This is a genomic window from Xanthomonas vasicola pv. musacearum NCPPB 4379, from assembly GCF_000277895.2.
Taxonomy (GTDB): domain Bacteria; phylum Pseudomonadota; class Gammaproteobacteria; order Xanthomonadales; family Xanthomonadaceae; genus Xanthomonas; species Xanthomonas vasicola.
Window position 1 is genome coordinate 990,848 of the sequence record NZ_CP034655.1, and the last position, 26,260, is coordinate 1,017,107.

The 26,260-nt window shown below is 65.0% G+C and carries 25 protein-coding genes, 1 other RNA gene and 1 pseudogene; 12 read left to right on the forward strand and 15 right to left on the reverse strand.

Going from position 1 to position 26,260, the window contains the following annotated elements:
* Positions 1-23: 23 nt before the first annotated feature.
* The 3 genes from KWO_RS04530 to KWO_RS04540 all read right to left on the reverse strand — a co-directional run bounded on the left by KWO_RS04530 (position 24) and on the right by KWO_RS04540 (position 4,332).
* On the reverse strand, positions 24-941 hold the full coding sequence (locus KWO_RS04530) for a TauD/TfdA dioxygenase family protein (protein WP_010381672.1): 918 nt from the start codon (positions 939-941) through the stop codon (positions 24-26).
* Between the two features lie 311 nt (positions 942-1,252).
* A complete protein-coding gene (locus KWO_RS04535; RefSeq protein ID WP_017113641.1) occupies positions 1,253-3,736 on the reverse strand; it encodes an ABC transporter permease in 2,484 nt (827 codons plus the stop codon).
* Positions 3,733-4,332: an ABC transporter ATP-binding protein gene (locus KWO_RS04540; protein WP_010381667.1), complete on the reverse strand. Its 600-nt coding sequence runs from the start codon at positions 4,330-4,332 to the stop codon at positions 3,733-3,735. Before KWO_RS04540 ends, KWO_RS04535 begins: the two co-directional genes overlap by 4 nt.
* A gap of 109 nt (positions 4,333-4,441) precedes the next feature.
* Here KWO_RS04540 and KWO_RS04545 point away from each other — a divergent pair, with 109 nt between their 5' ends.
* The 3 genes from KWO_RS04545 to KWO_RS04555 all read left to right on the forward strand — a co-directional run bounded on the left by KWO_RS04545 (position 4,442) and on the right by KWO_RS04555 (position 7,328).
* The gene (locus KWO_RS04545) at positions 4,442-5,110 is read left to right on the forward strand and encodes an arylesterase (RefSeq protein ID WP_026112406.1); all 669 of its coding nucleotides are present in this window, start codon (positions 4,442-4,444) and stop codon (positions 5,108-5,110) included.
* A gap of 90 nt (positions 5,111-5,200) precedes the next feature.
* Positions 5,201-5,914 (forward strand): response regulator transcription factor, encoded by a 714-nt coding sequence (locus tag KWO_RS04550; RefSeq protein WP_002811889.1) that lies wholly within the window; start codon positions 5,201-5,203, stop codon positions 5,912-5,914.
* Positions 5,915-6,056: 142 nt separating this feature from the next.
* Complete coding sequence (locus tag KWO_RS04555; RefSeq protein WP_010367488.1) at positions 6,057-7,328, forward strand: sensor histidine kinase; 1,272 nt, start codon at positions 6,057-6,059, stop codon at positions 7,326-7,328.
* Between the two features lie 161 nt (positions 7,329-7,489).
* Here KWO_RS04555 and KWO_RS04560 read toward each other — a convergent pair.
* Positions 7,490-7,573: pseudogene (locus KWO_RS04560) on the reverse strand (type II secretion system protein J); the annotation flags it as partial.
* A 270-nt stretch (positions 7,574-7,843) separates the two neighbouring features.
* Complete coding sequence (locus KWO_RS04565; protein WP_010381651.1) at positions 7,844-8,545, reverse strand: SGNH/GDSL hydrolase family protein; 702 nt, start codon at positions 8,543-8,545, stop codon at positions 7,844-7,846.
* 182 nt (positions 8,546-8,727) lie between these two features.
* Here KWO_RS04565 and KWO_RS04570 point away from each other — a divergent pair, with 182 nt between their 5' ends.
* The 7 genes from KWO_RS04570 to KWO_RS04600 all read left to right on the forward strand — a co-directional run bounded on the left by KWO_RS04570 (position 8,728) and on the right by KWO_RS04600 (position 13,962).
* A complete protein-coding gene (locus KWO_RS04570) occupies positions 8,728-9,108 on the forward strand; it encodes a diacylglycerol kinase (protein ID WP_010367484.1) in 381 nt (126 codons plus the stop codon).
* 96 nt (positions 9,109-9,204) lie between these two features.
* Entirely contained in the window at positions 9,205-9,831 is a 627-nt protein-coding gene (locus tag KWO_RS04575) for a LemA family protein (RefSeq protein ID WP_010381647.1), read from the forward strand.
* A 459-nt stretch (positions 9,832-10,290) separates the two neighbouring features.
* On the forward strand, positions 10,291-11,181 hold the full coding sequence (locus KWO_RS04580; protein ID WP_017114597.1) for a TPM domain-containing protein: 891 nt from the start codon (positions 10,291-10,293) through the stop codon (positions 11,179-11,181).
* Positions 11,181-11,672, forward strand: a complete 492-nt coding sequence (locus KWO_RS04585; protein ID WP_017112754.1) for a TPM domain-containing protein — start codon at positions 11,181-11,183, stop codon at positions 11,670-11,672. Before KWO_RS04580 ends, KWO_RS04585 begins: the two co-directional genes overlap by 1 nt.
* A gap of 69 nt (positions 11,673-11,741) precedes the next feature.
* On the forward strand, positions 11,742-12,632 hold the full coding sequence (gene lgt / locus KWO_RS04590; protein ID WP_010367474.1) for a prolipoprotein diacylglyceryl transferase: 891 nt from the start codon (positions 11,742-11,744) through the stop codon (positions 12,630-12,632).
* Positions 12,629-13,423 carry a thymidylate synthase gene (locus KWO_RS04595; protein WP_010367473.1) on the forward strand — a complete coding sequence of 265 codons (795 nt, stop codon included), beginning with the start codon at positions 12,629-12,631 and terminating at the stop codon, positions 13,421-13,423. The genes lgt and KWO_RS04595 overlap by 4 nt, the downstream gene beginning before the upstream one ends.
* Positions 13,424-13,467: 44 nt before the next feature.
* Complete coding sequence (locus KWO_RS04600) at positions 13,468-13,962, forward strand: dihydrofolate reductase (protein ID WP_010381642.1); 495 nt, start codon at positions 13,468-13,470, stop codon at positions 13,960-13,962.
* A 56-nt stretch (positions 13,963-14,018) separates the two neighbouring features.
* Here the strand turns inward: KWO_RS04600 and KWO_RS04605 are convergent, their stop codons facing one another.
* From KWO_RS04605 to KWO_RS04650, 10 genes are all read right to left on the reverse strand, one after another.
* Positions 14,019-14,978 carry a symmetrical bis(5'-nucleosyl)-tetraphosphatase gene (locus tag KWO_RS04605; protein ID WP_010381639.1) on the reverse strand — a complete coding sequence of 320 codons (960 nt, stop codon included), beginning with the start codon at positions 14,976-14,978 and terminating at the stop codon, positions 14,019-14,021.
* A 28-nt stretch (positions 14,979-15,006) separates the two neighbouring features.
* Positions 15,007-15,390, reverse strand: a complete 384-nt coding sequence (gene apaG / locus KWO_RS04610; RefSeq protein WP_010367470.1) for a Co2+/Mg2+ efflux protein ApaG — start codon at positions 15,388-15,390, stop codon at positions 15,007-15,009.
* A 36-nt stretch (positions 15,391-15,426) separates the two neighbouring features.
* Positions 15,427-16,215 carry a 16S rRNA (adenine(1518)-N(6)/adenine(1519)-N(6))-dimethyltransferase RsmA gene (gene rsmA, locus KWO_RS04615; RefSeq protein WP_010367469.1) on the reverse strand — a complete coding sequence of 263 codons (789 nt, stop codon included), beginning with the start codon at positions 16,213-16,215 and terminating at the stop codon, positions 15,427-15,429.
* Between the two features lie 57 nt (positions 16,216-16,272).
* A non-coding RNA gene (locus KWO_RS04620) (sX9 sRNA) lies at positions 16,273-16,349 on the reverse strand.
* A gap of 128 nt (positions 16,350-16,477) precedes the next feature.
* The gene (gene pdxA, locus KWO_RS04625; protein ID WP_010367467.1) at positions 16,478-17,449 is read right to left on the reverse strand and encodes a 4-hydroxythreonine-4-phosphate dehydrogenase PdxA; all 972 of its coding nucleotides are present in this window, start codon (positions 17,447-17,449) and stop codon (positions 16,478-16,480) included.
* Between the two features lie 20 nt (positions 17,450-17,469).
* On the reverse strand, positions 17,470-18,861 hold the full coding sequence (locus KWO_RS04630) for a peptidylprolyl isomerase (protein ID WP_010381630.1): 1,392 nt from the start codon (positions 18,859-18,861) through the stop codon (positions 17,470-17,472).
* A complete protein-coding gene (gene lptD, locus KWO_RS04635) occupies positions 18,858-21,287 on the reverse strand; it encodes an LPS-assembly protein LptD (RefSeq protein ID WP_010381625.1) in 2,430 nt (809 codons plus the stop codon). The genes KWO_RS04630 and lptD overlap by 4 nt, the downstream gene beginning before the upstream one ends.
* A gap of 129 nt (positions 21,288-21,416) precedes the next feature.
* Positions 21,417-22,325, reverse strand: coding sequence for a histone deacetylase family protein (locus tag KWO_RS04640; protein WP_010381622.1), 909 nt, complete (start codon positions 22,323-22,325; stop codon positions 21,417-21,419).
* Between the two features lie 40 nt (positions 22,326-22,365).
* Entirely contained in the window at positions 22,366-22,923 is a 558-nt protein-coding gene (locus KWO_RS04645) for a cob(I)yrinic acid a,c-diamide adenosyltransferase (protein ID WP_010367459.1), read from the reverse strand.
* A 3-nt stretch (positions 22,924-22,926) separates the two neighbouring features.
* On the reverse strand, positions 22,927-23,505 hold the full coding sequence (locus tag KWO_RS04650) for a hypothetical protein (RefSeq protein ID WP_010381619.1): 579 nt from the start codon (positions 23,503-23,505) through the stop codon (positions 22,927-22,929).
* Between the two features lie 341 nt (positions 23,506-23,846).
* Here KWO_RS04650 and ubiH point away from each other — a divergent pair, with 341 nt between their 5' ends.
* Both ubiH and KWO_RS04665 read left to right on the forward strand, forming a co-directional pair.
* A complete protein-coding gene (gene ubiH, locus KWO_RS04660) occupies positions 23,847-25,055 on the forward strand; it encodes a 2-octaprenyl-6-methoxyphenyl hydroxylase (protein ID WP_010381616.1) in 1,209 nt (402 codons plus the stop codon).
* Positions 25,052-26,233 (forward strand): UbiH/UbiF family hydroxylase, encoded by a 1,182-nt coding sequence (locus KWO_RS04665; protein WP_010381613.1) that lies wholly within the window; start codon positions 25,052-25,054, stop codon positions 26,231-26,233. The genes ubiH and KWO_RS04665 overlap by 4 nt, the downstream gene beginning before the upstream one ends.
* The last annotated feature ends 27 nt before the right edge of the window (positions 26,234-26,260 follow it).

A 26,260-nucleotide genomic window follows, 5' to 3' on the forward strand; every position in this document is an offset into this window, starting at 1 on the left:
AGGGGGAGGGAACAGGTGCATGCTCAGAACGGCGCATCGCCTTCGACGGTGGTGCGGTTGAGTCGACGACGCAGATGATCCGGCGTGCCTGCTGCCAGATGCATCACCGAACGGTTGTCCCAGAACACCATGTCGTGCGGCTGCCAGCGATGCCGATACACCAGCGCAGCACGCGTGCTGTGCTCGAACAGTGTTTGCAGCAGCGCGCGGCTTTCGTCTTTGGGCAGGCCGACAATGCGGGTGGTGAAATGCTCGCTGACAAACAGCGCTTTGCGGCCGGTTTCCGGATGCGTACGCACCACCGGGTGCTGTACCGGCGTCACTTCGGCAATCTGCTCGGGCATCAGTGCCGGGCGCCATGGATTGCGGGCGCGCAACTCTTCGTACTTGGCCAGATAACTGTGTTCGGCACGCAGATCCTGCACGGTGCGCTTGAGCGATTCGGGCAGCGTTTGCCACGCCAGATGCTGGTTGGCAAAGAGGGTGTCGCCGCCTTCGCTGGGCAGCTCTTGCGCATGCAGCAGCGACCCCAGACTCGGCGTTTCCTTGTACGACAGATCCGAGTGCCAATAATGCCCGGCGTCACCCAGGCCGATCGGCTCCCCGTTCTCCTTGATGTTCGACACGACCAGCACTTCCGGGTGCCCGCGCAGTTGGAAATTGCGCAGCACATGGATCTGCAACGGCCCGAAGCGACGGCTGAACTCCATCTGCTGCGCCGGGGTGATGCGTTGATCGCGAAACACCAGCACGTGGTGATCCAGATGCGCCCGATGGATGCGCGCGAAGGTGTCGGCATCCAGCGGCTGCGAGAGATCCAGGCCGATCACCTCTGCGCCCAGCGGGCCATCGAACGGCACAATCCGGACGCTGGAGCTCTGCAGGGTGGAAGCCGCATCGCGCGGCGTCTGCACACGCGCTTCGGAAGTAATGCTGGCCATGACGTGGCACCTCGACGGCAACGAAAGGCCGCCGGGGCCGGCGACCTGACACATCACTCTAGGCAGTCGTGTCGCCGCTGCGAACGTACGATTTGCAAGGTGCTTATGCGCTGCCGGTATATGCACACCCGGCTGGCGGTCGACGCATGCAAGCGCGCCGCAACGTCTGTTGCGCTGATTGATGCCTCCGCCGTCAGGCGACGCAGCGCATGCCGTCGCCAGCATGCGCTGCGTTCCCGCGCGCTTAAGCGGCCCACCAACACGTAGCGAGCCGTCGTCAGACGGCTGCGCAGCAGTCTGGGTAGCTGCGCTTATTCGCTACGCAATGCCAACGCCGGTGGTGTGGACAGGATGCGCCGCGTGCCCGACCAACCCGCCAGCAGGCTCAAGGCCAACCCGAATGCACCGCCGATCAGCAGGCGCGGCCAATCCGGCGTCAACGCAATCTCGAAGGCCTGTTTCCCCACCACCGCGCCGATCACCGCCGCAGCGGTCACCGCCAGCGTCGCCGCCAGCAAGCCGAGCGCACCGAATTCCACCAGCACCGCACCGCGCAACTGGCCACGGCGTGCGCCCAGCGTGCGTAACACCGCGCTGTCGTAACGACGCTCGCCCGCGGTGGCCTGCAACGCGGCCAGCAGAACCAGCACGCCGGCCAGCAGGCTGAAGCCCATCACCAACTGCACCGCCTGCGCCACCTGGTCGATGACCTCGCGCACACGGCCCAGGATGGCGTCGATATCCAGCAATGAAATGTTCGGGTAGTCGCGGCTCAATGACGCCAGCTTGGACGCATTGCCGGGCGGCAGGTGGAAGGCCGAAATCAGGTTGTACGGCGCATCGCCGACCGATCCCTGGTTGAGCAGCAGGAAGAAGTTGACCCGGAACGAATCCCAGTCGGCCTTGCGGATGCTGGTCACGGTGAATGTGCGTTGTTGTTCGCCCAGCAGCAAGGTGAGGCGATCGCCCAGTTTGAGCTGGTAACGCTGCGCCCAGCCTTCCTCTACCGAGGCTTCCGCTGCGGTGCTGTCGGCTGCCCAGAATTTGCCCTGCAGCAGCGTATTTGCCGGCGGAAATGCATGCCGCCAGGAAAAATTGACCGGGCGGTTGTCGCCGTCGCCATCGTCCTGTGGGTCTCGATCGTCGCGCACCGGCGGTTTGTCGTTGATGGCGACCAGGCGGCCAGTGGAGAACGGCTCCACTGCTGCCCCTTCCACACCCAGGCCGCGCAGGGTCTGCAGCACCGGCTGGGTCTGTTCGGGCTGGATGTTCATCAGAAAGTAGTTCGGCGTGTCCGCCGGCAGGCGGTCGCGCCACTGGCCAAGCAGGCCCGGGCCGACCACCGCCAGCAGTAACAGCGCGCACAACGACAGCGACAGCCCGACCAATTGCACCACACTCAGCCCACGGCGCCGCGTCAGCGACGCAAGGCCCAGCTTCCAGGAACCGCGCAGGTGGTGCTGGATCGGCCGCAGCAAGGCCAGCAAGCCCAGCCCCAGCAACATCGCCACCAGTGCCAGCGCGGCCAAGCCACCCAGCACCCAACCGGCCAGCACCAGATTGCCAGTGGCATACACGGTGAGCGCCAGCGTGGCGGCCAAGGCCGCGCCATACACCAGCAACGAGCTGGGCGGCACCGCAGCAAAACTGCGGTTGAGCACGCGCATTGGCGGCACGTTGCGCAGCCGCAGCAGCGGCGGCAGGCCGAAGCCCAGCAACAGCACCAGGCCGATGCCTGCACCGGCCAGGGCAGGGGTGGCCTGCGGCAGCGGCAGCCGATTCGGGATCAGGCTACCCAGTGCCTGCACCAGGCCTTCCTGCGCAAGCATGCCAAGCCCGATACCGACCAAACAGGCCGGAATGGCAGTCAGCAGCAACTGCAGCGACAGCATCGCCAGGATGTCGCGCTGGCGGGCGCCCAGGCAGCGCAAGATCGCCACGGTGTCGATGCGCCGCATCGCAAACCGATTCGCCGCCAGGGCGGTCGCCACGCCGGACAACAGCACCGCCAGTAATGCCGACAACGCCAGGAAGCGACCGGCGCGATCAAACGCCGCACGCATGCCGCGCTGGGTGTCTTCGATACCGACCAAGCGATACTCGCTGGCGCGTGGCTTCAGCCAGGCACGCAAATCGGCGATCGCATCCGGCGCGCCGGCGAACATCAGCCGATAGGAGGCGCGGCTGCCGGGGCCGAGCAGGCCAGCGCCTTCGATATCGGCGCGATTGACCAGCAGCGGCGGCGCAAGCTGCATCAGTTCACCGGAGGCATCCGGCTCGGCGCGCAACACGCCGGTGATGGTCAGATAGCCGGCACCGAATTCCAGTTGCTCGCCCACGCGCAGGCCCAGGGTTTCGAGCAGACGCGGATCGGCATACGCCTGGCCCGGTGGCGGCGCGCTGGCGACGCTGCCTTCCGTCCCGGCGCCGTCCCTGGACACCAACAGCTGCCCACGCAGCGGGTAACCCGCGCCGACACCACGGATGTTGGCCATCTGACTGGCATCGCCATGGAACAGTACGCTGGGGAAGCTGACCATGCGCGTGCTTTGCAAGCCACGCCGTTTGGCCTCTTCGGCAAAGTCGGCGGGGATTTCCTGCCGCCCGGTCACGCCCAGATCGCCGCCGAGCACTTCGGCCGCGCTGGAGGTCAGCGCCAGGGTGACCCTGTCGACCAGCGTACCCACCGCCGTCATCACCGCCACGCCCAAGACCAGTGCGGCGAATACGGTCAGCAGATCGCCGGCCAGGAATTCGCGGCGCACTGCGCGCGCGGCTTGGCGTACCACGTTCATGCGGCCGAACCGGTTTGTGCGTGCAAGCGGCCGCTATCGATGCGGTAGATGTGGTGGCAGCGCTGCGCCAAGGTCATGTCGTGGGTAACCAGCACCATGGTGGTGTCGCTGGTGGCATTGAGCGCGAACAGCAGGTCGCTGATCTGCGCGCCGGTGGCCTGGTCCAGGCTGCCAGTGGGCTCATCGGCGAACAGGATGCGCGGCCTGGCCACGAACGCGCGTGCCAACGCCACGCGTTGCTGCTCGCCGCCTGACAGCTGGCGCGGGTAGTGCCGTGCACGTGCACTCAAGCCCACTGCCTCCAGCACTTCGCGCACCCGCGCAGGATCTTCGCGCCCGGCCAGTTCCAGCGGCAGCGCGATGTTTTCTTCGGCGGTCAGCGCCGGCAGCAGGTGGAAGCTCTGGAACACGAAGCCCACTTCGCGGGCGCGCAGCGCGGCGCGGGCTTCTTCGTCGAGCTGGCCCAAGTCCTGGCCCGAGAGCGCAATGCTGCCGCGGCTGGGCAGGTCCAGACCGGCAAGCAAGCCGAGCAGGGTGGTCTTGCCCGAACCGGAGGCGCCAACAATGGCGATACTGTCGCCTTCACTGACCGTCAAGCTGACGTTGTCGAGGATGTGGAGTGTTCCCTCCGGGCCACTGACGGACTTGCCGACCTCGCGGACGTCGATGGCGGTGCGGGTGCTGGAGCGGGGGGCCAGAATGTCGATGAGGAATCTCCGAATGCGTGAAAGAACACTGCGATATGGCGCGCTGGCCTTGTGGCTGCTGACACTCTCCCTGCTTGCGCCGGGGATTGCCTTTGCCAAAAGTCCGGTCGCAACCGCGCCGATCCTGGTCGTCGGCGACAGTCTGAGCGCTGCGCACAACATCCCGGTGCACTCCGGCTGGGTGACGTTACTGGACCAGCGCCTGAAACGTGACATGGCGACGCCACCGCCGGTCGTCAATGCCAGCATCAGCGGCGAGACCACCTCCGGCGCGCTGACCCGCTTGCCCGGCCTGCTGGAAAAGCACCATCCCGGCGTGGTGGTGATCGAACTCGGCGGCAACGATGCGTTGCGCGGACTGACTCCGGCCCAGCTTAAGGGCAACCTGGAAAAGATGATCCAGCTCAGCCAGCAGGCCGGCGCCAAGGTGCTGCTGCTCGGGATCGATGTGCCGCTGAACTATGGCCCAGCCTACCGCGAGCGGCTCAAGGCGACCTACGCCGACCTCTCCAAACGGTACAAAACCGAGCTGGTGCCGTTCTTCCTGGAGAAGGTCGCGCTGCAGCCTGGCCTGATGCAGGCCGACGGTCTGCACCCTACCGCCGCTGCGCAGCCGAAGGTGCTGGAGACGGTGTGGCCGGCGTTGCGCCCGCTGCTCGGGCGCTGAACGCCGAGCAGCGCAAAAGTTATTCAGTCTTCACGCCCTTTCCACCGTCGATCCGGCATGTTTCACAAAGCTGAAGACCGAGGAAAGTCCATGCGTCAGACCAAGGAAACGTCCGGCCTCGTGCTGGTCGTCGAAGACAATCGCAATATCTCAGAAATGATCGGCGAGTACCTGGAAGGCCGTGGCTTCGAGGTCGACTACGCGCAAGACGGCCTGGACGGTTACCGTCTGGCTGCCGAGAACAGCTACGACGTGGTCGTGCTGGATCTCATGCTGCCACGCCTGGACGGCATCGAGGTGTGTCGCCGCCTGCGTAACGACGCACGCAAGTCCACCCCGGTGTTGATGCTGACCGCCCGCGACACGCTGGACGACAAGCTCACCGGCTTAGGGTTCGGCGCCGATGATTACCTGACCAAGCCGTTCGCGATTCAGGAACTGGAAGCACGCCTGCGTGCCCTGATCCGTCGCGAGCGTCGCCAGGTGGGCTCGGAAGTGCTCAAGGTCGCCGACCTGGTGCTCGACCCGGTGAGCATGCGCGCCACCCGTGCCGGCACTGAGCTGCAGCTCTCGCCGATCGGCCTTCGCCTGCTGACCATCCTGATGCGCGAATCGCCGCGTGTGGTGACCCGCCAGGAAATCGAGCGCGAGATCTGGGGCAACGGGTTGCCGGATTCGGACACCCTGCGCAGCCATCTGTACAACCTGCGCAAGATCATCGACAAGCCGTTCGACCGCCCGCTGCTGCACACCGTGCAGAGCGCCGGCTATCGCATCGCCGACATCGCCCAACCGATGGCGTGATGTCCTTGGCCGGTCGCCGTTCTGGCGGCCGGCTGCTGTGTAGGCGCCCACGCGCCGATCGTTTTCCTGTGCTGCCGGCTGGTTGCACGGCGGACTCACGGAAGCGTTGCCTATACTCCGGCGCTCTCCCCTGGATGCAGCAATGCCACACGGGCTCCCGCGAAAAATACGTCTCGCCTTCCTGCTGCAGGTCGCGTTGGCGAGCCTAGCCCTCGTGCTGGCCGGGTATTTGGTGTCGTTCGTCATTAAATACAGCCTGGTGCGCACCGTGCTCGCCGACGAAGCTGTGCATTTTTGGCAGATGCAAAAGAGCGTGCCTGACAATCGGCCGCCGAATACGCGCAACATCCAAGGGTATTTTTCGCCCGCCGGCACTGCTGCCGAGCGGGCGCCAGCAGCGTTGCGTCATCTGCCGCCCGGTTTCAGTGAAGTGGCTGCCGCCGATGCGCTGGTGTATGTCGATCAACGCCCGGAGGGGCGGCTGTATCTGGTATTCCCGCGCTCGCGTGCGGCACATCTGACGCTGTGGTTCGGCGTGGTGCCAGCAATCGTGGTGTTGCTGGTAATCTATGGCGTGTCCTGGTTTACCTACCGTGTCTCCAAACGTCTGGTCTCGCCGATCAGTTGGCTGGCGCGGCGTGTGTCGCAGTGGGACCCACGTAACCCGGATGTGGAGGAATTGGCTCCAGAGCGTTTGCCTGCCGAATTGCAGGGCGAAACGCGCCAGCTTGCTGCCGCCTTGCATGCGTTAGGGCTACGCGTCAGCGAGCATGTGGCGCGCGAACGCAATTTCACCCGCGATGCCAGCCATGAATTGCGTACGCCACTGACGGTGATCCGCGTGGCCAGTGACATGGCATTGGCCGACGACGAATTATCGACGCGCACGCAGCGCAGCCTGCGTCGCATCCAGCGCGCCGGCCACGATATGGAAGCGGTGATCGATGCGTTCCTGATCCTGGCACGCGAGGCTGAGATCGATCCGCAAAGCGAAAACTTCGATGTCGCCGAACTGGCCAGAGAAGAAGTCGAGAGCGCGCGTGATTTGCTCGGCGACAAGCCGGTGTCGTTGCGCATGGTCGGTGACCGCAGTCTGCAGATGTTCGCACCGCCCAGGGTGATGCGGGTGGTACTCAGCAATCTGTTACGTAACGCCTGCGCTTACACCGATACCGGCAGCATCGATGTCGAGGTGACGCACGACCGCATCGTGGTGCGCGATACCGGCATCGGCATGAGCGAGGAAGCGCGCGCCCGCGCGTTCGAACCGTTCTTCCGTGCCGACCCCACCCGCCCGCAAGGCACCGGCCTGGGTCTGTCGATCGTGCGCCGACTCTGCGACCGCTTCGGCTGGCGTATCGAACTGCGCAGCGAACCTAGCGTCGGGACCTCGGTGGCGGTGGTGGTGGCCTGAGGTAGCGATCGGTAGGCATGGCGCTGGCTGATTGCGTGGTGCTGCCGGCTAAGTGACGAGGCTGCAGATACCAGAGAAGCGTACGCACGGCTGCTGCCGACGGGATTCGATCACCGCGTCGACGGCCCAATTGAGCAGCTTGGCAGCCGTCTCGATTAACACTCGCCGGCCACCGAGAGAGCGTGCAGATACGGCCCACCACTGCCAAGGTAATCCGGCATATCTGCGGCAAAGTGCGGGCGTCGGTGTGATCAGTGCAGCGCGCCCGACGCTGACGTTCTTGTAACGGCTCTCAGCGATGTTAAAGATGGTCGAGCATCTGCAGCCGTATCTCGCGCACAGCGATGCGATGGTTGCTGCGTGCGCAGAAGCAGAGACCTAAGTCAGCGGCGTGCGTGAGCGACTTAGAAGCTTCGCCGTCACGCCGACATGCACGCTGCAGATGAAACGCCAGCCTGCGCATCGCCTGCGCACCGGCCGATCCGGCGACGGGCGCCGGATCGATTGCATTGCGTTTAGCGTTCTTCCAATACCGGTGCCACGACCTTGCGCAAGATCGCGTACCCATCGGCCGTCATGTGCAGCCTGTCTGCGCGGAACAGTTCTGCGCGCGGTTGGCCGCCGGTATCGAGCATCGGCGTGTAAACATCCACGTAATCCACGCGCGGCAGCGGCGCGAGCGCTTCCTTGATCAGCCGGTTGGCAGTGATGACCTTCGGCAGCAGCTGAGCGCGTGACGGGCTGGGCTTGATCGACAGGTAGCTGATGCGTGCCTTGGGCAGATCGCGGCGGACGCGCGCCACGAATGCCAGCACGTCATCGCGCACCTGCTCGGGTGTGCGGCCGCTGTTGAGGTCGTTGTCGCCGGCATACAGCACCACCTGGCGCGGTGCATATGGAATCACGATGCGGTCTGCGTACCACGTGCTGTCGCGCACTTCCGAGCCGCCGAAACCGCGGTTGATGACCGGCTTGCCCGGGAAATCCTGCGCCAGCGTTTCCCAGAACCGGATCGACGAGCTGCCGACGAAGACAATGCCGTGTTTGGGAGGCGGCTGACGCGCGTCGCTTTCGGCGAAGCGTTGCATGTCTTCTTCCCAAGCGGCGTTTGAGACCTGCGTCGGCACGGCGGGAGCGGCGTGCAATGCGTCGGCGGACACATGGCCGGACATCAGGGCGAGGGCGCACAGCACCGTGCGCAGGCGATAGAGGGTCATGCAGGCATCTTCAACAATGAAGCGGGCTGCCATGGTGCGACATGCTGGAAGCTGAGGGCAAACCGGCCGGTAACTGGCGGGGCGCAGCGGCACGGTGCAAGATTCGCACTTTCCCCAGCAGCGACCCTGCCATGCGTTCGAGTTGTTCCCATCACCGCCCCTGCGGCAGGAAGCGCTGACGTATGGCCGATCAATTGGGGCACGTCCCGCGCGGCCCGCGCCGTATGCTCAAGGCGGCAGTCTGGTCGTGGCAGGGATTGCGCGCGGCGTGGCTGCACGAATCCTCGTTCCGGCTGGAAGTCTGTCTGGCGGTGGTGCTGGTACCGCTCGGTCTGTGGCTCGGGCAGTCGGGACTCGAACGTATTGCACTGATCGCACCGCTGTTGATCGTGTTGGCTGCCGAGTTGCTGAATTCTGCGATCGAGGCGGTGATCGAACGCTACGGTCCGGAGCATCATGTACTTGCCGGGCGCGCCAAGGACATGGGCTCGGCCGCGGTGTTCGTGCTGCTGATCAATGTGCTGCTGTGCTGGGGATTGATCCTGCTGCCGCGGCTGTTCTGAGGCAGCGCTGCGGCTGGCCCGCTGGGCAGGGCCATGTGCATGCGGGCTTGACTTGGCCCATGGCATGCTCGGCTCTCTTTCAACGGAATCGCCTGCATGCCTGTCCTGATTCGCGCCCTGGTGTTGCTGATCCTGACCGCTTCGCTGTCCGGTTGCGGCTATAACGCGATCCAGCAGAAGGAAGAAGGCGTCAAGGCAGGTTGGTCGGAGGTGCTTAATCAGTATCAACGCCGCGCCGATCTGATTCCCAATCTGGTGCGCACCGTGCAGGGCTATGCCCAGCAGGAACGCCAGGTGCTGACCGAAGTGACCAATGCGCGTGCGCGCGTGGGCCAGATCCAGGTCAATGCCGATGACGAAGCGTCGCTGAAGCAATTCCAGCAGGCGCAAGGTGAGTTGGGTAGTGCGCTGTCGCGGTTATTGGTGGTCAGCGAAAACTATCCGCAGCTCAAGTCGGACCAGTCGTTCCGCGATCTGCAGGTGCAGCTGGAAGGCACCGAAAACCGCATCACCGTGGCGCGCGGCCGCTATATCCAGACCGTGCAGGACTACAACACGTATATCCGGTCGTTCCCGCAGGTGATTACGGCGAAGATGTTTGGGTATCAGTCCAAGCCGAATTTCAGCGTGGAAAACGAAGCGCAGATCTCGCGCGCTCCACAGGTGGATTTCGGTAATCAGCAGGCGCCGCAGCAACTGCCTGCGCCGCAGCCTGCCCAGTAATCAGCTGTTGTGCGTTTGCGGTGCCCGTGCAGTCGTCGCGTATTGCATGGTCCTCGGGTGAGGCAAGGTCATCGAATGATGTGCCGTGGGTTGAGTGAAGTGCAGTAGTCGGTAGCAAGTGCGGTACGCGCGATGTCGAACAGCGCACAGCACGCGCCAAGGCAATGCCACTGCCAAACAGCGCATCAGTAAAAATCGGTGGAACACATCAACCCAGCGCGTGTGAATGCGAAACGTGCCGGAGCGGATAACTAGTCCCTCTCTCATCGGGAGAGGGGTTGGGGTGAGGTTACGCCGCGAAGCCTCGTAGTCGTCCCGACTGCACGTAGCTCTGCATTTCCTTATCCGCTTCCGCAGGGCGCCTTCTCCCCATGAAGGAGACCAATGCCCCAGCAGGGAGAAGGAATAGCAAAACCCAGCGCTGATCGACGATCAGCGCGCATCAGCTAGGAGTTGGCAATGTGGCGAACGTATTTGAAAGTTGTGTGGATGATGGCGTTGCTGCTGCTGCCGGCGTCACTGCTGGCGCAGGACTTGGCTGCCATCCCATCGCTGCACTCGCCGGTCGTCGATGTCACCGGCACGCTGGATGCGGGGCAGATCCAGCAACTTGAACAACAGGCGCTTGCCTTGCAACAACGCAAGGGCGCGCAATTGCAGATCCTGATCGTGCCGACCACGCAGCCGGAAGCGATCGAGCAATACACCCAGCGCGTGTTCGACCAGTGGAAGATCGGCCGCAAGGGCGTTGACGACGGCGTGCTGCTGCTGGTGGCCAAGGACGACCGCCGCGTGCGCATCCAGCCTGGTTACGGCCTGGAAGGCGCCATCCCCGACATCACCGCCAACCGCATCATCCAGGAGTATCTGGCGCCGCGCTTCCGTGAGGGCGACTACGCCGGCGGCATCAGTGCTGCAACCGCAACGTTGGCCGGCCTGATCGAGGGTGAGGCCTTGCCGCCGCCAGTCAGTGGACATGCCGATGGCGGTAACGGTGCGGGCGGCGGCGGCTGGATCATGGCGCTGTTCATCGGCTTCGTGGTGGCCATGGTTGCGCGCGGCATCCTGGGCGCGTTACCTCGCCCGCTGCGCGCCTTGCTGACGGGCGTTGCCGCGGGCGGCGCGGCATTGCTGTTTACCTCGTTGCTGTTCGCCAGCGCGGGCGCGGCGGTGATCGGCTTGCTGGCCGGCCTTGCCTCTGGCTCGCCGGGTCGCTTCGTCGGTGGCGGAGGCTGGGGTGGCGGCTTCGGTGGATTTGGCGGCGGTGGCCGTGGCGGTTTCGGCGGCGGTGGTGGCTGGGGCGGTGGCGGCGGGTCATCAGGAGGCGGTGGCGCCTCGGGGAGCTGGTAATGCGGTGGCTCAGGCATATTTTCGCGCCCTCGGCGCAGCGTCGTTTTCCAGCCGCGTGCATGGACGCCATCGCTGCGGCGGTGACGGCCAGCGAGCGCTCGCACACCGGCCAGATCATGGTCGCAGTCGAGGCCGATCTGCCGCTGGAGGCGTTGTGGCATGGTCATAGCGCCCGTCAGCGCGCCGAGCAGGCCTTCGCGCAGTTGGGCACCTGGGACACCGAGGCCAACAACGGGGTACTGATTTACCTGCTGCTGGCCGACCACGCCATCGAGGTGGTGGCTGACCGCGGCTTGCGCAGTCGGGTGCCGGAAGAGCGCTGGGTAGAGGTGTGCCGACGCATGCAGCAATTCCTGCGCGAAGGCCAGCACGAAGCGGCGGTCCTGGCCGGTATCGAGGCGGTGACCGAGCTATTGGCCGAGCATTTCCCGGCCGCCGACGGTACGCGGCATGAAGACGAGCTACCTGACCGCCCGCAACTCCTAGGCTGAGCGTGCGCAAGCTGTCAGACGCGCAAGGTGTCAGAATAGCGGCCTCGCTTTTCGTGATCCGCGGTCCGCATGATCTATCTGCACGCCATCGACCCCATCGCCTTCTCGCTCGGCCCGGTGCAGGTGCACTGGTATGGCTTGATGTATTTGGCGGCGTTTTTCTCCGCCTGGGCGCTGGGCCGCTCGCGCATCCTGCGCGGCCGCCTACCCGGCGTGGACATGGACGGATTTTCCGACCTGCTGTTCTACGGCATGCTCGGCGTGGTGCTGGGCGGGCGCATCGGCTACATGCTGTTTTATGCGTTCGACACCTTCCTGGCCAACCCGCTGATCCTGTTCAAGGTGTGGGAAGGCGGCATGAGCTTTCACGGCGGCCTGCTCGGTGTGCTGATCGCCTGCTGGCTGTGGGCGCGCAAGCACCGGCTGCACTTCTTCGATGTCATGGATTTTGTTGCACCGCTGGTGCCGCTGGGTCTTGGCTTCGGGAGGCTCGGCAATTTCGTCGGCGGCGAGTTGTGGGGCAAGTTCACCCAGGCCGGCTGGGGCGTGATTTTCCCGCATGCGCCGGAACTGGCGGACCAGTTGCCGGCGCAGATCCAGGCGCAGTACGCCGCTGGCGCGTTGAACCAGTTCGCACGCCACCCCTCGCAGCTCTATGAAGCTGCGCTGGAAGGGGTGGTGATGTTCGTGGTGTTGTGGACGTTCTCGATGAAGCCGCGCGCACGTTATGCGGTCTCCGGTGTGTTCGCGCTGCTGTACGGCGTGTTCCGCTTCATCGTTGAATTCGTGCGCGTGCCCGATGCACCGATCGGCTATCTGGCCTTCAACTGGCTGACGATGGGCCAGATTCTGAGCCTTCCGTTGATTGCCGTTGGCCTGGTGTTGCTGGCGATGTCGCGCCGCGCCCCGGTGTTGCAGCCGGTGCTGCCGACGCCCGCTGGTGTGGAGGCTGCCAAGTGAAGCCGTATCTGGATCTGTTGCAGCACGTGTTGGAACACGGTGCGGAGAAGTCCGACCGCACCGGTACCGGCACGCGCAGCGTGTTCGGCTGGCAGATGCGCTTCGATCTCAATGCCGGCTTCCCGTTGGTGACCACCAAGAAGCTACACCTGCGCTCGATCATCCACGAGTTGCTGTGGTTCCTGCAGGGCGACACCAATATCGGCTATCTCAGCAACAACCAGGTGCGCATCTGGGACGAGTGGGCCGACGACAACGGTGACCTCGGCCCTGTCTACGGCAAGCAGTGGCGACGCTGGACCGGCCCGGACGGTGTCGAAATCGACCAGATGCAGTGGCTGGTGGACGAGATCAAGCGCAATCCGGATTCGCGCCGGCTGGTGGTCAGCGCCTGGAATGTCGGCGAACTGCCGCAGATGGCGCTGATGCCGTGCCACAGCCTGTTCCAGTTCTACGTGGTGAACGGCAAGCTCAGTTGCCAGCTCTATCAGCGCAGCGGCGACATCTTTCTGGGCGTGCCATTCAATATCGCCAGCTATGCGCTACTGACGCACATGGTGGCGCAGGCCACCGGACTGGGCGTCGGCGATTTCGTGCACACGCTGGGTGATGCGCACCTGTATTCGAATCACGTCGATCAAGCGCGTGAACAGCTGACGCGCACACCGCGCGCGCTGCCGACCTTGCGCCTGAATCCTGACGTCACTGACCTGTTCGCGTTCCGCTTCGAAGACATCGCCATCGAAGGTTATGACCCGCATCCGGCGATCAAGGCGCCGGTGGCGGTCTGAGCAGTGCTCGCATGATGCGATTAGTGCGCGCTGTATGCTGACGTATGAAAATCATTTTGATCGTCGCCTTCGACCGCAACAATGCCATCGGCCGCGATAACGATCTGCCGTGGAAGCTGCCCGATGATCTCAAGCGCTTCAAAGCGCTGACGCTGGGCAAGCCGATTCTGATGGGGCGCAAGACTGCGCAGTCTCTCGGGCGTGCACTGCCGGGGCGGTTGAATCTGGTGCTGACGCGTTCGGGGCAGGTGCCGTTCGACGGCATGCAGGCGGTGGCATCGGTGGAGCAGGCAATCGAACGTGCCGTGCAAGACGGCGCGCAGGAGCTCTGCGTGATCGGTGGCGGGGAGGTGTATCGCCTAACCATGGAATGTGCCGATCTGCTGGCTGTGACCGAAGTGGACACGGCAGTAGACGATGCCGACACCCATTTTCCGCCGATCGATCCGGCGGTGTGGTCGCCTGTGAAGCGTGAGTTGCATGCTGCCGATGACCGGCACGCCTATGCGTTTTCATTCGTGGATTACGCGCGCCGCTGAGCCGCGCATTGTCGAATGCCCGTCGTCATTGCGATGACGACGGGCGCGCCGCGCAATTATTCCTGCGGCGTATCGACTGGCGCCTTGGGGGCCGTCGCAGCGTTCGGGGCATTTCCGCCCCGGTTACCGCGCGAACGCTGACGCCCCTGGCGCTCACGTGGACGCCGCGGTGCGCGTGCGACCGGTGCCGGCCCGGTCACTTCACGTCCGTGTACCTGCACCACGCGCAATTGCTCGGTATCCAGCTGCAAGGCAGTGAGCTTGCCGCCCCAGACCGCACCGGTATCGATCGCATGCACACCCTGAGTGATCGTCAGGCCCAGCGCAGACCAATGCCCGCAGACGATCTTCAGATCGCGCTCGACCCGCCCCGGCACCTCGAACCACGGATACAGGCCCTGGGCCTGTGTTCCCGGCGTGCCTTTGTCGTCGGTGGCGATGCGCCCACGCGGGGTGCAATAGCGCATGCGCGTGAACAGATTGATGATCGCGCGGCTGCGGTCGTAACCGCTGAGGCCCGGTGACCAGCCCGGCTGATCGCCGTACATATTGCGCAGCAGCTTGCGATAGCCGCCGCCCTGCAGTTGCTGTTCGACCTCGCGTGCGTATTTCTCGGCAAGTTGCGTGGTCCACTTCGGCGCCAGCCCGGCATGGATCATCATCCAGCCCAGTTCGCGGTCTACGTGCGCCAGCTTCTGCATGCGTAGCCAATCGAGCAGTGCGTCGCGATCCTCGGCAAGCACGATGCGCAGCAGATCCGGGTTGACCTTGCGCTGCTCTTCTTCCGAACGCGCGCCGATCGCCAGCAGCGACAGATCGTGATTGCCCAGCACCACCACGCTATGTGCGCGCAACGAATGCAACAGGCGCAGCGTCTCCAGCGATTGCCCGCCGCGGTTGACCAGGTCGCCGCAGAACCACAGCGTGTCCTGCGCGGGGTCGAAATTGATTTTTTCCAGCAAACGCTGGGTGATGTCGTAGCACCCTTGCAGGTCGCCGATTGCCCAGACGCTCATTGCGCGCGCTCCCTCAGTCCAGCATCCATCAGTGCAGCGTCCTGGGTACGCTCAGCACAAAGGCGGCGATCGGGGCGATAAATTCGGTGCCATCGTCGGCCACCATGTCGTAGTGGCCTTGCATCTGTCCCTGCTCGGTCTCCAGCAGCACGCCGGAGGTGTAATGGAAGGCTTCGCCCGGGCGCAGCCAGGGCTGTTCGCCGACCACGCCTTCGCCATCCACCTGCTGAGTGCGTCCATTGCCATCGGTGATCTGCCAATGGCGCGCGATCAGCCGCGCAGGCACCGCGCCCGCATTCTGGATGCGGATGCTGTAGGCGAAGGCATAGCGGCCCTCGTCCGGGGTGGATTGATGGGCGAGGAAGCGGGGCGATACCTCGACCTCGACCCGGTAGCGCGGATCATCGTGCATGGCGAAAGTCTAAATAAAACAGTGTGGGAGCGGCGCTCAAGCCAGCTCGACATTGGCCAGCCGGATGAAATCGGCGACCTCGAGTTGTTCGGCGCGTGCGTCCGGGCGCACCTGTGCCGCTTCAAAGTGGGCCGGCTCGCAGACGGTGGACAAGGCGTTGCGCAAGGTTTTGCGACGCTGCCCGAACCCGGCGCGCACCACATCGGCGAAGCGGCGACGGTCGTTGATCTGCACCGTGGCCGGGTCGCGTGGCACCAGCCGCACCACTGCCGAATCCACTTTCGGCGGCGGCCGGAATGCACCTGGCGGCACCACAAACAACGCAGTCACCTCGCAATACGCCTGCAGCATCACGCTCAGCCGCCCATACACCTTGCTGCCGGGACCGGCGGCCATGCGGTCAACGACTTCCTTTTGCAGCATGAAATGCATGTCGGCCACGGCGGCGGCATGGTCCAGCGCATGGAACAGGATCGGCGAGGAGATGTTGTAGGGCAGGTTGCCGACCAGGCGGATCGGCGTGCCGTCGGCCAACGCGGTGAAATCCACGCTGAGCACATCGCGGTGGATGATGCTCAATGCACCGATTGGTGCGGCGGCTTCGGTCAACGGTGCGATCAGGTCGCGATCGAATTCGATGACGGTCAATGCGCCATGCTTGCGCAGCAGCGGAAAGGTGATGGCGCCCTGGCCCGGCCCGATCTCGACCAGATGCTGGCCGGCGCGCGGGTCCACCGCCTGCACGATGCGGTCGATGTAATACCGGTCGGCAAGAAAGTGCTGGCCAAGCGACTTCTTGGCCGGTGCGCTGAAAGAAGAATTCATCTGCGCAGTTTAACGGAGGCGGCGCCTGCACGCGGCGTGTTTGCGCGGACTAAGAGCGGCTACCAGAACGTAGCGAGCAGTCGTCAGGCGGGTAAGGCCGGCGCGCTCAGAACCGCAACGTAGGCGTGCTACATGCCGCGCTGAGCACCGGCCGCGCCCAACTGGCGGCCGTGCAGTCGCTTTGTTAGTCGCTCCAGGGCTGGCGGACAGGCGGCATGCACGATGCAGCGTGCCCGCAGCAGGCATGCCAAACGGACCTGGCCTAGCGGCGTGCAGCCAATCGCGCGCACAGCTCGGTGGCCGCCATCAGGCTGGAGGGGTCTGCGATTCCGCGGCCGGCCAGTTCCAGTGCGGTGCCATGATCCACCGCCACGCGCGGGTAGGGCAGGCCTAGGGTGATGTTCACTGCCTGCTCGAAGCCACTGTACTTGAGCACCGGCAGACCCTGATCGTGATACATCGCCACCACTGCATCGCACCCGCTGAGCTTTTGCGGCAAAAACGCGGTGTCGGCCGGTAGCGGGCCGATCAACTGCATGCCGTCGCCGCGCAGCTGCTCGAGTACCGGAATCACGATATCCAGCTCCTCGCGGCCCAGATGGCCGTCTTCGCCGGCATGCGGGTTGAGGCCGAGCACGGCGATACGCGGATGCTCCAGACCGAAGTCACGCTGCATCGCTGCATGGGTGATGCGCAGGCACTGCGACAGGGCTTCGGAGGTGATTGCATCGGCGACGGCACGCAGTGGCAGATGGGTCGTGACCAGTGCGACGCGCACGATGCTGTTGGCCAGCATCATCACCACCGGGCAGCCGGCTTGTTCGGCCAGTAGTTCGGTGGTGCCGGTGTAGGGAATGCCGCCCGCGTTGATCACTGCCTTGTGCACCGGGCCGGTCACGATGCCGTGCAGGCGGCCGGCGAGGCAGTCGCCCGCAGCCCCGCGCAGGCCGGCAATCACTGCCGCCGCGTTGGCCGGGTTTGGGGTGCCAAGCCGTGTCGCCACGGCTTGGCGAACGGGATGCAGTGGCAGGTCGCCAGGCGCCCGCGCCGGTTGGTCGGGATCGAGCAGGCGTATAGACAATAACAGCGCCTTTGCGGCGCTGTGCAGGGTATCTGGATCGGCGTAGGCAATCAGATGCGCATCCGAGCGCGGCCGCTGGGCGAGCCGGACGCAGAGCTCCGGCCCGATTCCGGCCGGCTCGCCTGGTACCAGCGCGAGCGACGGGACCATCATGCTATCTGCCGCGCCCGGCCTCAGCGCGTCGGCTTTGCCGGCGGCGGCGTGGGCGCTGCAGGATCTGACGACTTGGCCGGAGCGGCAGTGGCATTGTCATCGGCGCGGTCGCCGGTGCGGTAGCTCACATACGCTTCGCCACGCAGCTCCTGCAGATAGCGGTTGTACTCTTCTTCCAGCTTGCGGCGACCGATCGTTTCACGGACCTGCGCACGCTGGTTTTCTGCACTGACGTCGGTCTGGCGGCTGCCAACGCGCTGCACGATGTGCCAGCCCGCCTGAGTACGGAACGGCTCAGATACCGCGCCATCTGCCAAGCCTTCGACCTGCTTGCCAAAGTCCGGGCCGAATGCGTCTGCCGGGAACCAGCCCAGATCGCCACCCTGGCCGCGGCTATTGGTGTCCTCGGAGGATTCTTTGGCCGTTGCCTGGAAATCGGCGCCGCCGACGATGCGCGCACGGATCGTATCGATCTTGGCCTTGGCCTGCGCCTCGGTCTGGTTGTCGCCGACCCGCACCAGGATGTGGCGTGCGTTGTACTCGGTGACCATCTTCTTTTCGCCGCCGGCATTGGCGTCGCGCATTTCCACCAGCTTGAGCAACTGGAAGCCGCTCGGGCCGCGCAGCGGTCCGGCCACCTGGCCTGGCTTCATGTCGCGAATCAGTTGGGCGAATGCATTGGGAATTTCATCCAGGCTGCGCCAGCCCAGATCGCCGCCTTCCAGCGCATTCGGGCTGTCCGAATAACGCACCGCAGCCGCCGGGAAGTCCAGCTCGCCCTTGTCGATCAAGGCTTTGACACCATCGACCTTCTTCTGGCCCGTGGCGATCTGCTCGGCGGTCGCGCCTTCCGGCAAGCCGATCAGGATGTGTGCCAGGTGGTACTGGCTACCGGTGGCGGCCTGTTGGGCCAACGCGGTATCCACTTCGCCTTCGCTCACGCTGATACGGCTCTGCGCAAAGCTCTGGCGCAGGCGCTGCACGATGATTTCGTCGCGCACCGAAGCGCGGAAATCCGCGTAGCCCATGCCGTCGGCGGCCAGCTTCTGGCGCAAGCCATCCACGGTCGTGCCATTCTGCTGGGCGATGCTGGCGATTGCGCGATTGAGCTCCTCGTCGCTGACGCGGATGCCGCTGCCATCGGCACGGCCAACCTGCAACTTGACCAGTACTAGGCGCTCAAGCACCTGACGTTGCAGGACATCGTCTGGCGGCAGCTGGTTTTCGCGACCGGCGTACTGCGACTTGACGTTGCGCACCGCGCGATCAAGCTCGCTCTGCAGCACAACGTCTTCGTCGACAATGGCAGCAATGCGATCCAGCGGCTGGGATTGCTGTGCCGAGGCAAACGGCGAAACCGTGCTGGTAATAGCCAGCAGCGAGGCAAGAACAACAGAGAAAGGCTTGGTCATGGAATCAAGTTCGGATCGTAATCGTCCGGATTAGTCGTGGTGTTGCTGGGCGGGACCAGGTACAGGTCGTCGCGGTAATAGCCGAGAATAGCACGGCGCAAAGTGCGGTCCGTGTTCTGCCCGAACGAGCTCAAGCCCTTCAGCACGAACTCTAACTGGATGGAGTTGTCCATCTCGCCATCGCGGTTACGCACAAACCGGCGCACCAGCCCGCGTACCGCCAGGCAGCAACTGTCCCACTGCACGCCACCAATGATTTCCAGCGGCTTGCGGTCCAGTAACGAGTAGTAGTAACGACCGACCGCGCTCCAGCTGGGGCTGATCGGGTACAGGAAGGAGAAGTCGGCCTGCTTGAGCTGGTCGCTGTTGTCGATGAGGTTGCGACGATAGCGATACGCCAGGTTGATGATGCCGTCGTTGTTCAGCAGGTAGCGCGTGCGCAGGCTGGCCAGATCTTCCTTGCGCGAGTTCGGGTTCCACTGGTAGGTGGCGCCCATCGACCAGCGGTCGTTGACCATGTAGTTGGCGTCAGCCACCCAGGCGGACTTGCCCTGGTCGACGGTCTGCTCGCTGCCGGCTGCCGAGTTGTTGCTGTTGTTGATGGTGACCAGCGAATCGCTGAAGTACAGGATTTGGCCCGCACTGAGCGAGAGCTTTTCGCGGCCATCGTCCTGGCGCAGCCAGCGCGAGGTCACCGCCAGGGTCAGCTGGTTGGCATCGTTCTGGCGATCGGCGCCGGTGTAGCGGGTGTCGCGGAACAGTTGCCCGTAGCTGAAGGTGAACGGGCGGGTGTCGAACACCGGCAGATCGTCCTGGTCGCGGTACGGCACGTACAGGTAGTACATGCGCGGCTCCAACGTATTGAGATAGTTGGTGCCGAACAGCGAGGTTTCGCGATCGAAATACAAGCCGGCGTCCAGCGAGGCGATCGGCAGGCTGCGCGTGGGCGAACGATCACCGGTCAACGGCGCGGTGTTGGCCAGCGTGGAATCCAGCTGGTACGCGGTATAGCGCCATGCCACAGTCGGTGTCACAAACCAAGCTGCACCAGACAGCGGCATCGAAATATACGGTTTGACGTCCAGGCGCGAGCCGCTTCCGTATTGCTTGTTGCGGATGTTGGTACGGACGTACTCGTCGCCGTTTCTATTATTGTTGTCGGCGTTCTGAATGAAATTCACCTGGTACGAATCGTCGTGGGTGAAGTGCACCGCCTCCGCGTACAAACCTGCCTCGAAAATGCCCAGCGGCTTTTCCCAGGTGAAATAGGCGCGCGGCTGCCGGTTATAGGGCAGGGCCTGCTCGTCGAGCGTGTAGTCGGTGAGCTGCCAACGGTCGGCCATCAGGCCTGCGGTCCAGGTCTCGCCGGTGCCGTAGATGCCCACGGTGCTTTGCAGGCTGGAAGCCGAGCCCATGCCGTTGATCCGGCTGGTGAAGTCTTCAACGTAGCGGGTGTCGCTAACCCAGGAGATGCTGCTGCGCGCCTGCCAGTAGGTGTTGACGTTGTGGTAGCCGCTGTAGAAAACGCTGCCACGGTCCTTGTCGCGCAACTTGTCATTGGGCAGGTAATTGCCGGTAATTTCGCCGCGCCCGCCGTCGTACAAGTAACGGAATTCGGTGCCGAACATGAAACCACGCTTGCTCATGTAGCGTGGCAACAACGTGGCGTCGTAGTTCGGCGCCAGGTTCAGATAGATCGGCTGTAGGTAATCGAAGCCGTTGCGGCCGGACAAACCGAACTGTGGAAACAGCAGGCCGGTCTGGCGGCGGTCGTCGATCGGGAACTTGAACCACGGGAAATACAGCACCGGCACCTTGCCGATCTGCAATACCGCGTTACGCGCGGTGCCGAAGCCCTCTTCGTTGTCGACGTCGATCTCCGGCGCGCGAACGCGCCAGATCGGCTGCGAGGGGTCGCAGGTGGTGTACGTCGAACGGTGCATCTGCCCGACCTGGCCCTGCAGGTCCACCGATTCGGCGTCGCCATTGCCACGGCGCTCCACCAACTGGTACTGGATGTTGGTGACCTTGTGGGTGTCGGTGTCCTGATTGCCTTCGGCGCGGTCGGCAACCATGCGGAAGGAGGTGTCCTGGTAACGGACGTTGCCTTCGGCAATGTAATTGCCGGTTTCGGTGTCCATGCGCAGGTTGTCCGCACCCAGGAACTGGTCGCCGCGCTTGAGCGCCACGTTGCCCTGGTATTGCGGAGTGGTGCTGGTGCCGGAGAGCTGGTCGCCTTCGATGTCGGTCGGCAACTGTTGACGCATTTCGGCCGCCTTGGGGTCCGCCGCGGGGGCGCCGTCGAAGCCGGGTAGCGGGTCTACAGCCGGGCACAATCCCCAGTTCAACGGCTTGTCGGCAGCCATGGCCGGGAGGCAGATGGCGATGCTCAAAGGCAGGGGCAGCAGGCGGAGAGCTCGGCGCACGCGGGGGGTTCAACCAATAAAATGGCGACTAGCTTGCCGCATAGCCCGCATAGGGGCAATGAAGAGTGCCGGCGTCGGGGGGGCGAGGTTCATCGCAATCGGTGGCGCGACGGGCGCCCCAGCAGGGATTCAGCGCAGCGCTGCCACGTGCGCCACGCTACTTTCGCGCAGCGCCTGCAGGTCGTAGCCGCCTTCCAGCATCGACACCACGCGGCCGCGCGCATGGCGGTCGGCCAGAGTGCGCAGTGCCCCGGTGAGCCAGGCGAAATCGTCGTCGTCGAGCATCAGGTCGGCCAGCGGATCGCGCAAATGCGCATCGAAGCCGGCGGAGATGAGGATCAGCTGCGGGCGGAAGGCATCGACCAGCGGCAGCATTTCGTCTTCCCAGACATTGCGGAAGCGCAGCCCGTCGCTGCCCGGGGGCAGCAGCAGGTTGTGGATATTGCCGACGCCGCGCTCGTATACGCTGCCCGAATGCGGATACAGCCCGGACTGATGGGTGCTCAGGTACTGCACGGCGGGGTCGCGCTCGAAGATTGCCTGGGTGCCGTTACCGTGATGGACGTCGAAATCCACGATGGTGATGCGCTCCAGCCCATGCAGGTCGCGCGCATGGGCGGCGGCCACCGCGATGTTGTTGAAGAGGCAGAATCCCATCGATACCTGCGCGGTGGCGTGGTGACCGGGCGGGCGCACTGCGCAGAAGGCGGTACGGGTCTGGTCCTGCATCACCGCATCCACCGCGGCGATGCCGGCACCTGCGGCGCGCAAGGCGGCTGCGCGCGAGGCCGGCACCATGCGCGTGTCCACGTCCAGCTGGCGATAGCCATCGAAGGCGGTTTCCAGCACCGAATCCACCTGCTCGCGCTCGTGCACGCGGCACAGGTCGCCCAGCTTGGCCAGCGGCGCTTCACGCCAGTGCAGATCCGGGAATGCGGCGCGCAGGGCGCCGACCACCGCTTCCAGGCGGGCGGGGCTTTCCGGGTGCTCAGGGCCGGCGTCGTGACCGAGGCAGGCGGGGTGGGTAAAGACCAACATGGGGCAACTTTAGCGCCTCTGCGCCGACTCGGGCACATGCTCAACCGCGTCGGCGGTCGTGCCGCCACATGACTTCCTGCTGACCATCGGCACGCGCCAGCACACGCGCCAGTACGAACAGCAGGTCCGAAAGGCGGTTGAGGTAACCGATCGCCTCGCTGCGCACCGCTTCCTGGCGCGAGAGCGCAACGGTCTCGCGCTCGGCCCGGCGCACGATGGTGCGAGCCAGATGGCAGCGCGCGGCGGCTTCGCCACCGGCCGGCAGGATGAATTCCTTCAGTGCGGGCAGGGTGTCATTGAAAGCATCCAACTGGCGCTCCAGCGCCTCGATGTCCGAAGCATCAATGGCCGCATGTCCAGGGATGCACAACTCGCCGCCCAGGTCGAACAACTGGTGCTGCACGGTGGTCAGCAGTGCGGCGATCGGCTCCGGCACGCCGGGAGCGGCCAGCAGTACGCCGATGGCCGAATTGGCCTCGTCCACGGTGCCGTAGGCATTGACCCGCAATGCATCCTTGCCGGTCCGGCTGCCGTCGCCCAGGCCGGTGCTGCCGTCGTCGCCGGTCCGCGTATAGATACGTGAGAGTCGGTTGCCCATGGCTTAGCCGGCGCGGAGCTGGCAATGCGGTGCGGCCAGGCGCTCGGCAGCCACCTGGATCACCGCAGCGGCAGTCACGTAGAGCGCGGCGCTGCGCAGGTACGGGCCCAGCCAGTCGGTGTAGTTCTTGAACCAGCCGGCCACGGTCGGTTCGGCCACGCTGGCGCTGATCCAGTAGAAGCTGCCCTGGGCGATCAGCTGGCACAGCGCTACTGCGATCAGCAGTGCGGGCACCAGCCGGGCCAGCGTGCTCCACTGCGCGCCGTGATAGCGCCGGCGCAGCCACACGCCGCCAGCCCACAGTGCGAAGTACGCCGGGATCAGGCACCAATACGCCGGCGACACGCAGTAGTGCTGCCAGAAGCTCATGCCTTGCCGGGTGATCACCAGCCAGTCCACTGCTACGGCCAGCAGCATCAGTAGCGGAAACGCCAGCTTGGTGCGCGCGCCCAGATGAAATCCGCCGATGAAGAACACCGCCCAGGACGCATCCGGGACCGGCACGAAGTGATTGATCCGCGTTGCCGCCATCACCACGGCGAGCAGACTCAAAATCAGGGTGTCGTGCGAGCGAGGAGTCATACGGAAAGAGGCCGGATCACAGGTCTGGAAGCGTAGCGTGGAAGCAGCGTTGCCCGCGGCTTGGGTAACAGCAGCTACCAAAAGGATTGCGCAGTTCTAAGACCGCGCGGCCGGCGCTCTGAATCGGCATCTATCATTCGTAACAGTGCGGTTCCCGCGTGCCAATCCAGGGCCCCCGACGGCTGCTCGCCACGGTTTGTCAGACGCTCTAGAGCTTGCAAGGAGTGCATGGATCGCTGCGATATGCGGTGAGCAGCGCAAGGCGCAGCCGACAGCGGGCGCGGCAAGATGTCCCTGCTTGCGGCGGCAACGCGCAGGAGGCGAAGGCTTATCATGTGGGAATGACACATCCCCATGACGTTCTGATCGTTGGCGGCGGCCTGGTCGGCTCCAGCCTTGCGATTGCGCTGGACCGCCTCGGCCTGGATGTCGGGCTGGTGGAGGCCACCCCGGCCGGCTCCCCGCCGACGGTGTTCGACCAACGCAACCTCAGTTTTGCTGCGGCAACCGTGAATGCACTCGGCGTGCTCGGGGTGATGGCCAAGCTGCGCAGCCCGCCCGGCCCGATCCGGCGCGTCCATGTCAGCCGTGCCGGCGACTTCGGCCGCGTGCTACTGGACGCTGCCGATTACGGCCGCACCGCCTTCGGCCAGGTAGTTGTGGCGCGCGACTTCGGCGATGCCTTGCAGGCGCGTCTGGACGAATTGACCCATCTGCACCGCTATCGCCCTGCGCGATGCATCGGCGTGGAACCGGTGCAGGACGGCCTGCGCGCGGTGCGCCTGGCCACCGAGTCTGGCGAGCAGCGTGTGCACGCCAAACTGGTGGTCGGGGCCGATGGCAGCAATAGCGCGGTGCGCGAGCTGCTGCATATCGACACCGACGCGCACGACTTCCTGCAAACCCTGTTCGTGGCGCGCATACGTGCGTCGCGACCGCCCGATGGCACGGCCTGGGAGCGGTTTGGCGAACATGGACCAACCGCCCTGTTGCCCCGTGGCGACCGCCATTACGGTGGGATCCATTGCGTGGCCCGCGCCGAGGCCGAAGCCGTGGCCGCGCTCGATGATGCCGGTTGGCTGGCCCGCCTGCAGCGTGCCGCCGGCTGGCGCGCCGGGCGTTTCATCGCCACCGGCGAACGCAGTGCCTACCCGCTGGTGCAGGTGCTGGCCAACAACCTCATCGCCGAGCGCGTGGTGCTGCTGGGCAATGCCGCGCAGACGTTGCATCCGATCGGCGCGCAAGGCTTCAACCTCGGCCTGCGCGATGCGCTGACGCTGGCCGAATTGATTGAACACGATCGCAGCGATGCCGGTTCCGGCGCGTTGCTGGCCGACTATGTGGCGCGGCGACGCGTGGACCGCGAGCACACCATCGGGTTCTCCAGCGGTCTGGCCCGGCTCACCGGCAACCCGGCACCCTTGCTGCGACCGTTGCGCAGCCTCGGTTTGTTCGCGGCTTCACAGGCGGCGCCGCTGCAATCGATGCTGGTCGGCGGCGCGATGGGCTTCCGTGGCTATGTGCCGCAGCTCTGCCGGGGCGTCGCATGAGCCGACGCAGTACGCGTGATGCTGTGATTGTTGGCGGTGGGGTGGTCGGCGCCGCCTGCGCGCTGGCGCTGACCGATGCCGGCTTGAGTGTTGCCCTGGTCGAAGGGCGCGAACCCGCGCGCTGGCGCGCAGATCGCCCCGATTTGCGCGTCTATGCCTTCGCCGCCGATAACGCTGCGTTGCTCGACAGCCTGGGCGTATGGAACGCGGTGCGCACCGCGCGCGTGCAACCGTACCGGCGCATGCGGGTCTGGGACGCCGCTGGTGGTGGCGAGCTGGGCTTCGACGCCGACACGCTGGGGCGCGAGCAACTCGGATGGATCATTGAAAACGAGGTGCTGGTCGACCGCTTGTGGGCAGCCGTGCATGCCGCCGGCATTGAGGTGCATTGCCCGGCACGCGTGGTCGAACTGGAGCAGGACGCCAATAGCGTGCGCCTGCGCTTGGACGATGGCAGCCGGCTGGAAGCGGCAATGGCCATTGCCGCTGACGGCGCGGCCTCTACCCTGCGTGAACTCGCCGGGCTGCCGGTTTCGCGGCATGCCTACGCGCAACGCGGCGTAGTTGCCTTCGTGGAAACCGAACAGCCGCATCAGGCCACCGCCTGGCAGCGCTTCTTGACGACCGGGCCGCTGGCGTTCCTGCCGTTCGCCGATGGGCGCAGTTCGATCGTCTGGACCTTGCCGGATGCCGACGCCGAGCGTGTGCTTTCGCTGGACGATGCGGATTTCTCGCGCGAGTTGACCCAGGCCTTCGCCGCGCGCCTGGGCGAGGTGCGCGTGGTGTCGGCGCGCACCGCCTTCCCGCTGCAGCGGCAGTTGGTGCAGCAGTATGTGAGCGGCCGCGTGCTGACCTTGGGCGATGCGGCGCACGTGGTGCATCCGCTGGCCGGGCAGGGCGTCAACCTCGGCCTGCGCGATGTGGCCGCGCTGCGCCAGGTCGTGCGCGAGGCGATCGCCAAGCGTGCGGAGTGGGCTGCGCCGCATCGCCTGCAGCGCTGGGCGCGCATCCGGCGTAGCGAGAACACCGTTGCCGCCTACGGCTTCGATGCGATCAACACGGTGTTTTCCAATGACGAGATGCACCTGATCTTGTTGCGCGGATCGGTGCTTGGCCTGGCCGGCAAGTTGCCGCCGCTGGTCGATGTGCTGTGGAAGCGCGCCTCCGGCGGCGCGTGATCGCACCACGCCAGATGCCGTAAACAC

Bases quoted from the DNA above. Each gene is read 5' to 3' on its own strand.
- KWO_RS04530 (WP_010381672.1), bottom strand. From the start codon at position 941: ATGGCCAGCATTACTTCCGAAGCGCGTGTGCAGACGCCGCGCGATGCG.
- KWO_RS04535 (WP_017113641.1), bottom strand. From the start codon at position 3,736: ATGAACGTGGTACGCCAAGCCGCGCGCGCAGTGCGCCGCGAATTCCTG.
- KWO_RS04545 (WP_026112406.1), top strand. From the start codon at position 4,442: ATGAGGAATCTCCGAATGCGTGAAAGAACACTGCGATATGGCGCGCTG.
- KWO_RS04550 (WP_002811889.1), top strand. From the start codon at position 5,201: ATGCGTCAGACCAAGGAAACGTCCGGCCTCGTGCTGGTCGTCGAAGAC.
- KWO_RS04555 (WP_010367488.1), top strand. From the start codon at position 6,057: ATGCCACACGGGCTCCCGCGAAAAATACGTCTCGCCTTCCTGCTGCAG.
- KWO_RS04565 (WP_010381651.1), bottom strand. From the start codon at position 8,545: ATGACCCTCTATCGCCTGCGCACGGTGCTGTGCGCCCTCGCCCTGATG.
- KWO_RS04570 (WP_010367484.1), top strand. From the start codon at position 8,728: ATGGCCGATCAATTGGGGCACGTCCCGCGCGGCCCGCGCCGTATGCTC.
- KWO_RS04575 (WP_010381647.1), top strand. From the start codon at position 9,205: ATGCCTGTCCTGATTCGCGCCCTGGTGTTGCTGATCCTGACCGCTTCG.
- KWO_RS04580 (WP_017114597.1), top strand. From the start codon at position 10,291: ATGTGGCGAACGTATTTGAAAGTTGTGTGGATGATGGCGTTGCTGCTG.
- KWO_RS04585 (WP_017112754.1), top strand. From the start codon at position 11,181: ATGCGGTGGCTCAGGCATATTTTCGCGCCCTCGGCGCAGCGTCGTTTT.
- lgt (WP_010367474.1), top strand. From the start codon at position 11,742: ATGATCTATCTGCACGCCATCGACCCCATCGCCTTCTCGCTCGGCCCG.
- KWO_RS04600 (WP_010381642.1), top strand. From the start codon at position 13,468: ATGAAAATCATTTTGATCGTCGCCTTCGACCGCAACAATGCCATCGGC.
- KWO_RS04605 (WP_010381639.1), bottom strand. From the start codon at position 14,978: ATGAGCGTCTGGGCAATCGGCGACCTGCAAGGGTGCTACGACATCACC.
- apaG (WP_010367470.1), bottom strand. From the start codon at position 15,390: ATGCACGATGATCCGCGCTACCGGGTCGAGGTCGAGGTATCGCCCCGC.
- rsmA (WP_010367469.1), bottom strand. From the start codon at position 16,215: ATGAATTCTTCTTTCAGCGCACCGGCCAAGAAGTCGCTTGGCCAGCAC.
- pdxA (WP_010367467.1), bottom strand. From the start codon at position 17,449: ATGATGGTCCCGTCGCTCGCGCTGGTACCAGGCGAGCCGGCCGGAATC.
- KWO_RS04630 (WP_010381630.1), bottom strand. From the start codon at position 18,861: ATGACCAAGCCTTTCTCTGTTGTTCTTGCCTCGCTGCTGGCTATTACC.
- KWO_RS04640 (WP_010381622.1), bottom strand. From the start codon at position 22,325: ATGTTGGTCTTTACCCACCCCGCCTGCCTCGGTCACGACGCCGGCCCT.
- KWO_RS04645 (WP_010367459.1), bottom strand. From the start codon at position 22,923: ATGGGCAACCGACTCTCACGTATCTATACGCGGACCGGCGACGACGGC.
- KWO_RS04650 (WP_010381619.1), bottom strand. From the start codon at position 23,505: ATGACTCCTCGCTCGCACGACACCCTGATTTTGAGTCTGCTCGCCGTG.
- ubiH (WP_010381616.1), top strand. From the start codon at position 23,847: ATGACACATCCCCATGACGTTCTGATCGTTGGCGGCGGCCTGGTCGGC.
- KWO_RS04665 (WP_010381613.1), top strand. From the start codon at position 25,052: ATGAGCCGACGCAGTACGCGTGATGCTGTGATTGTTGGCGGTGGGGTG.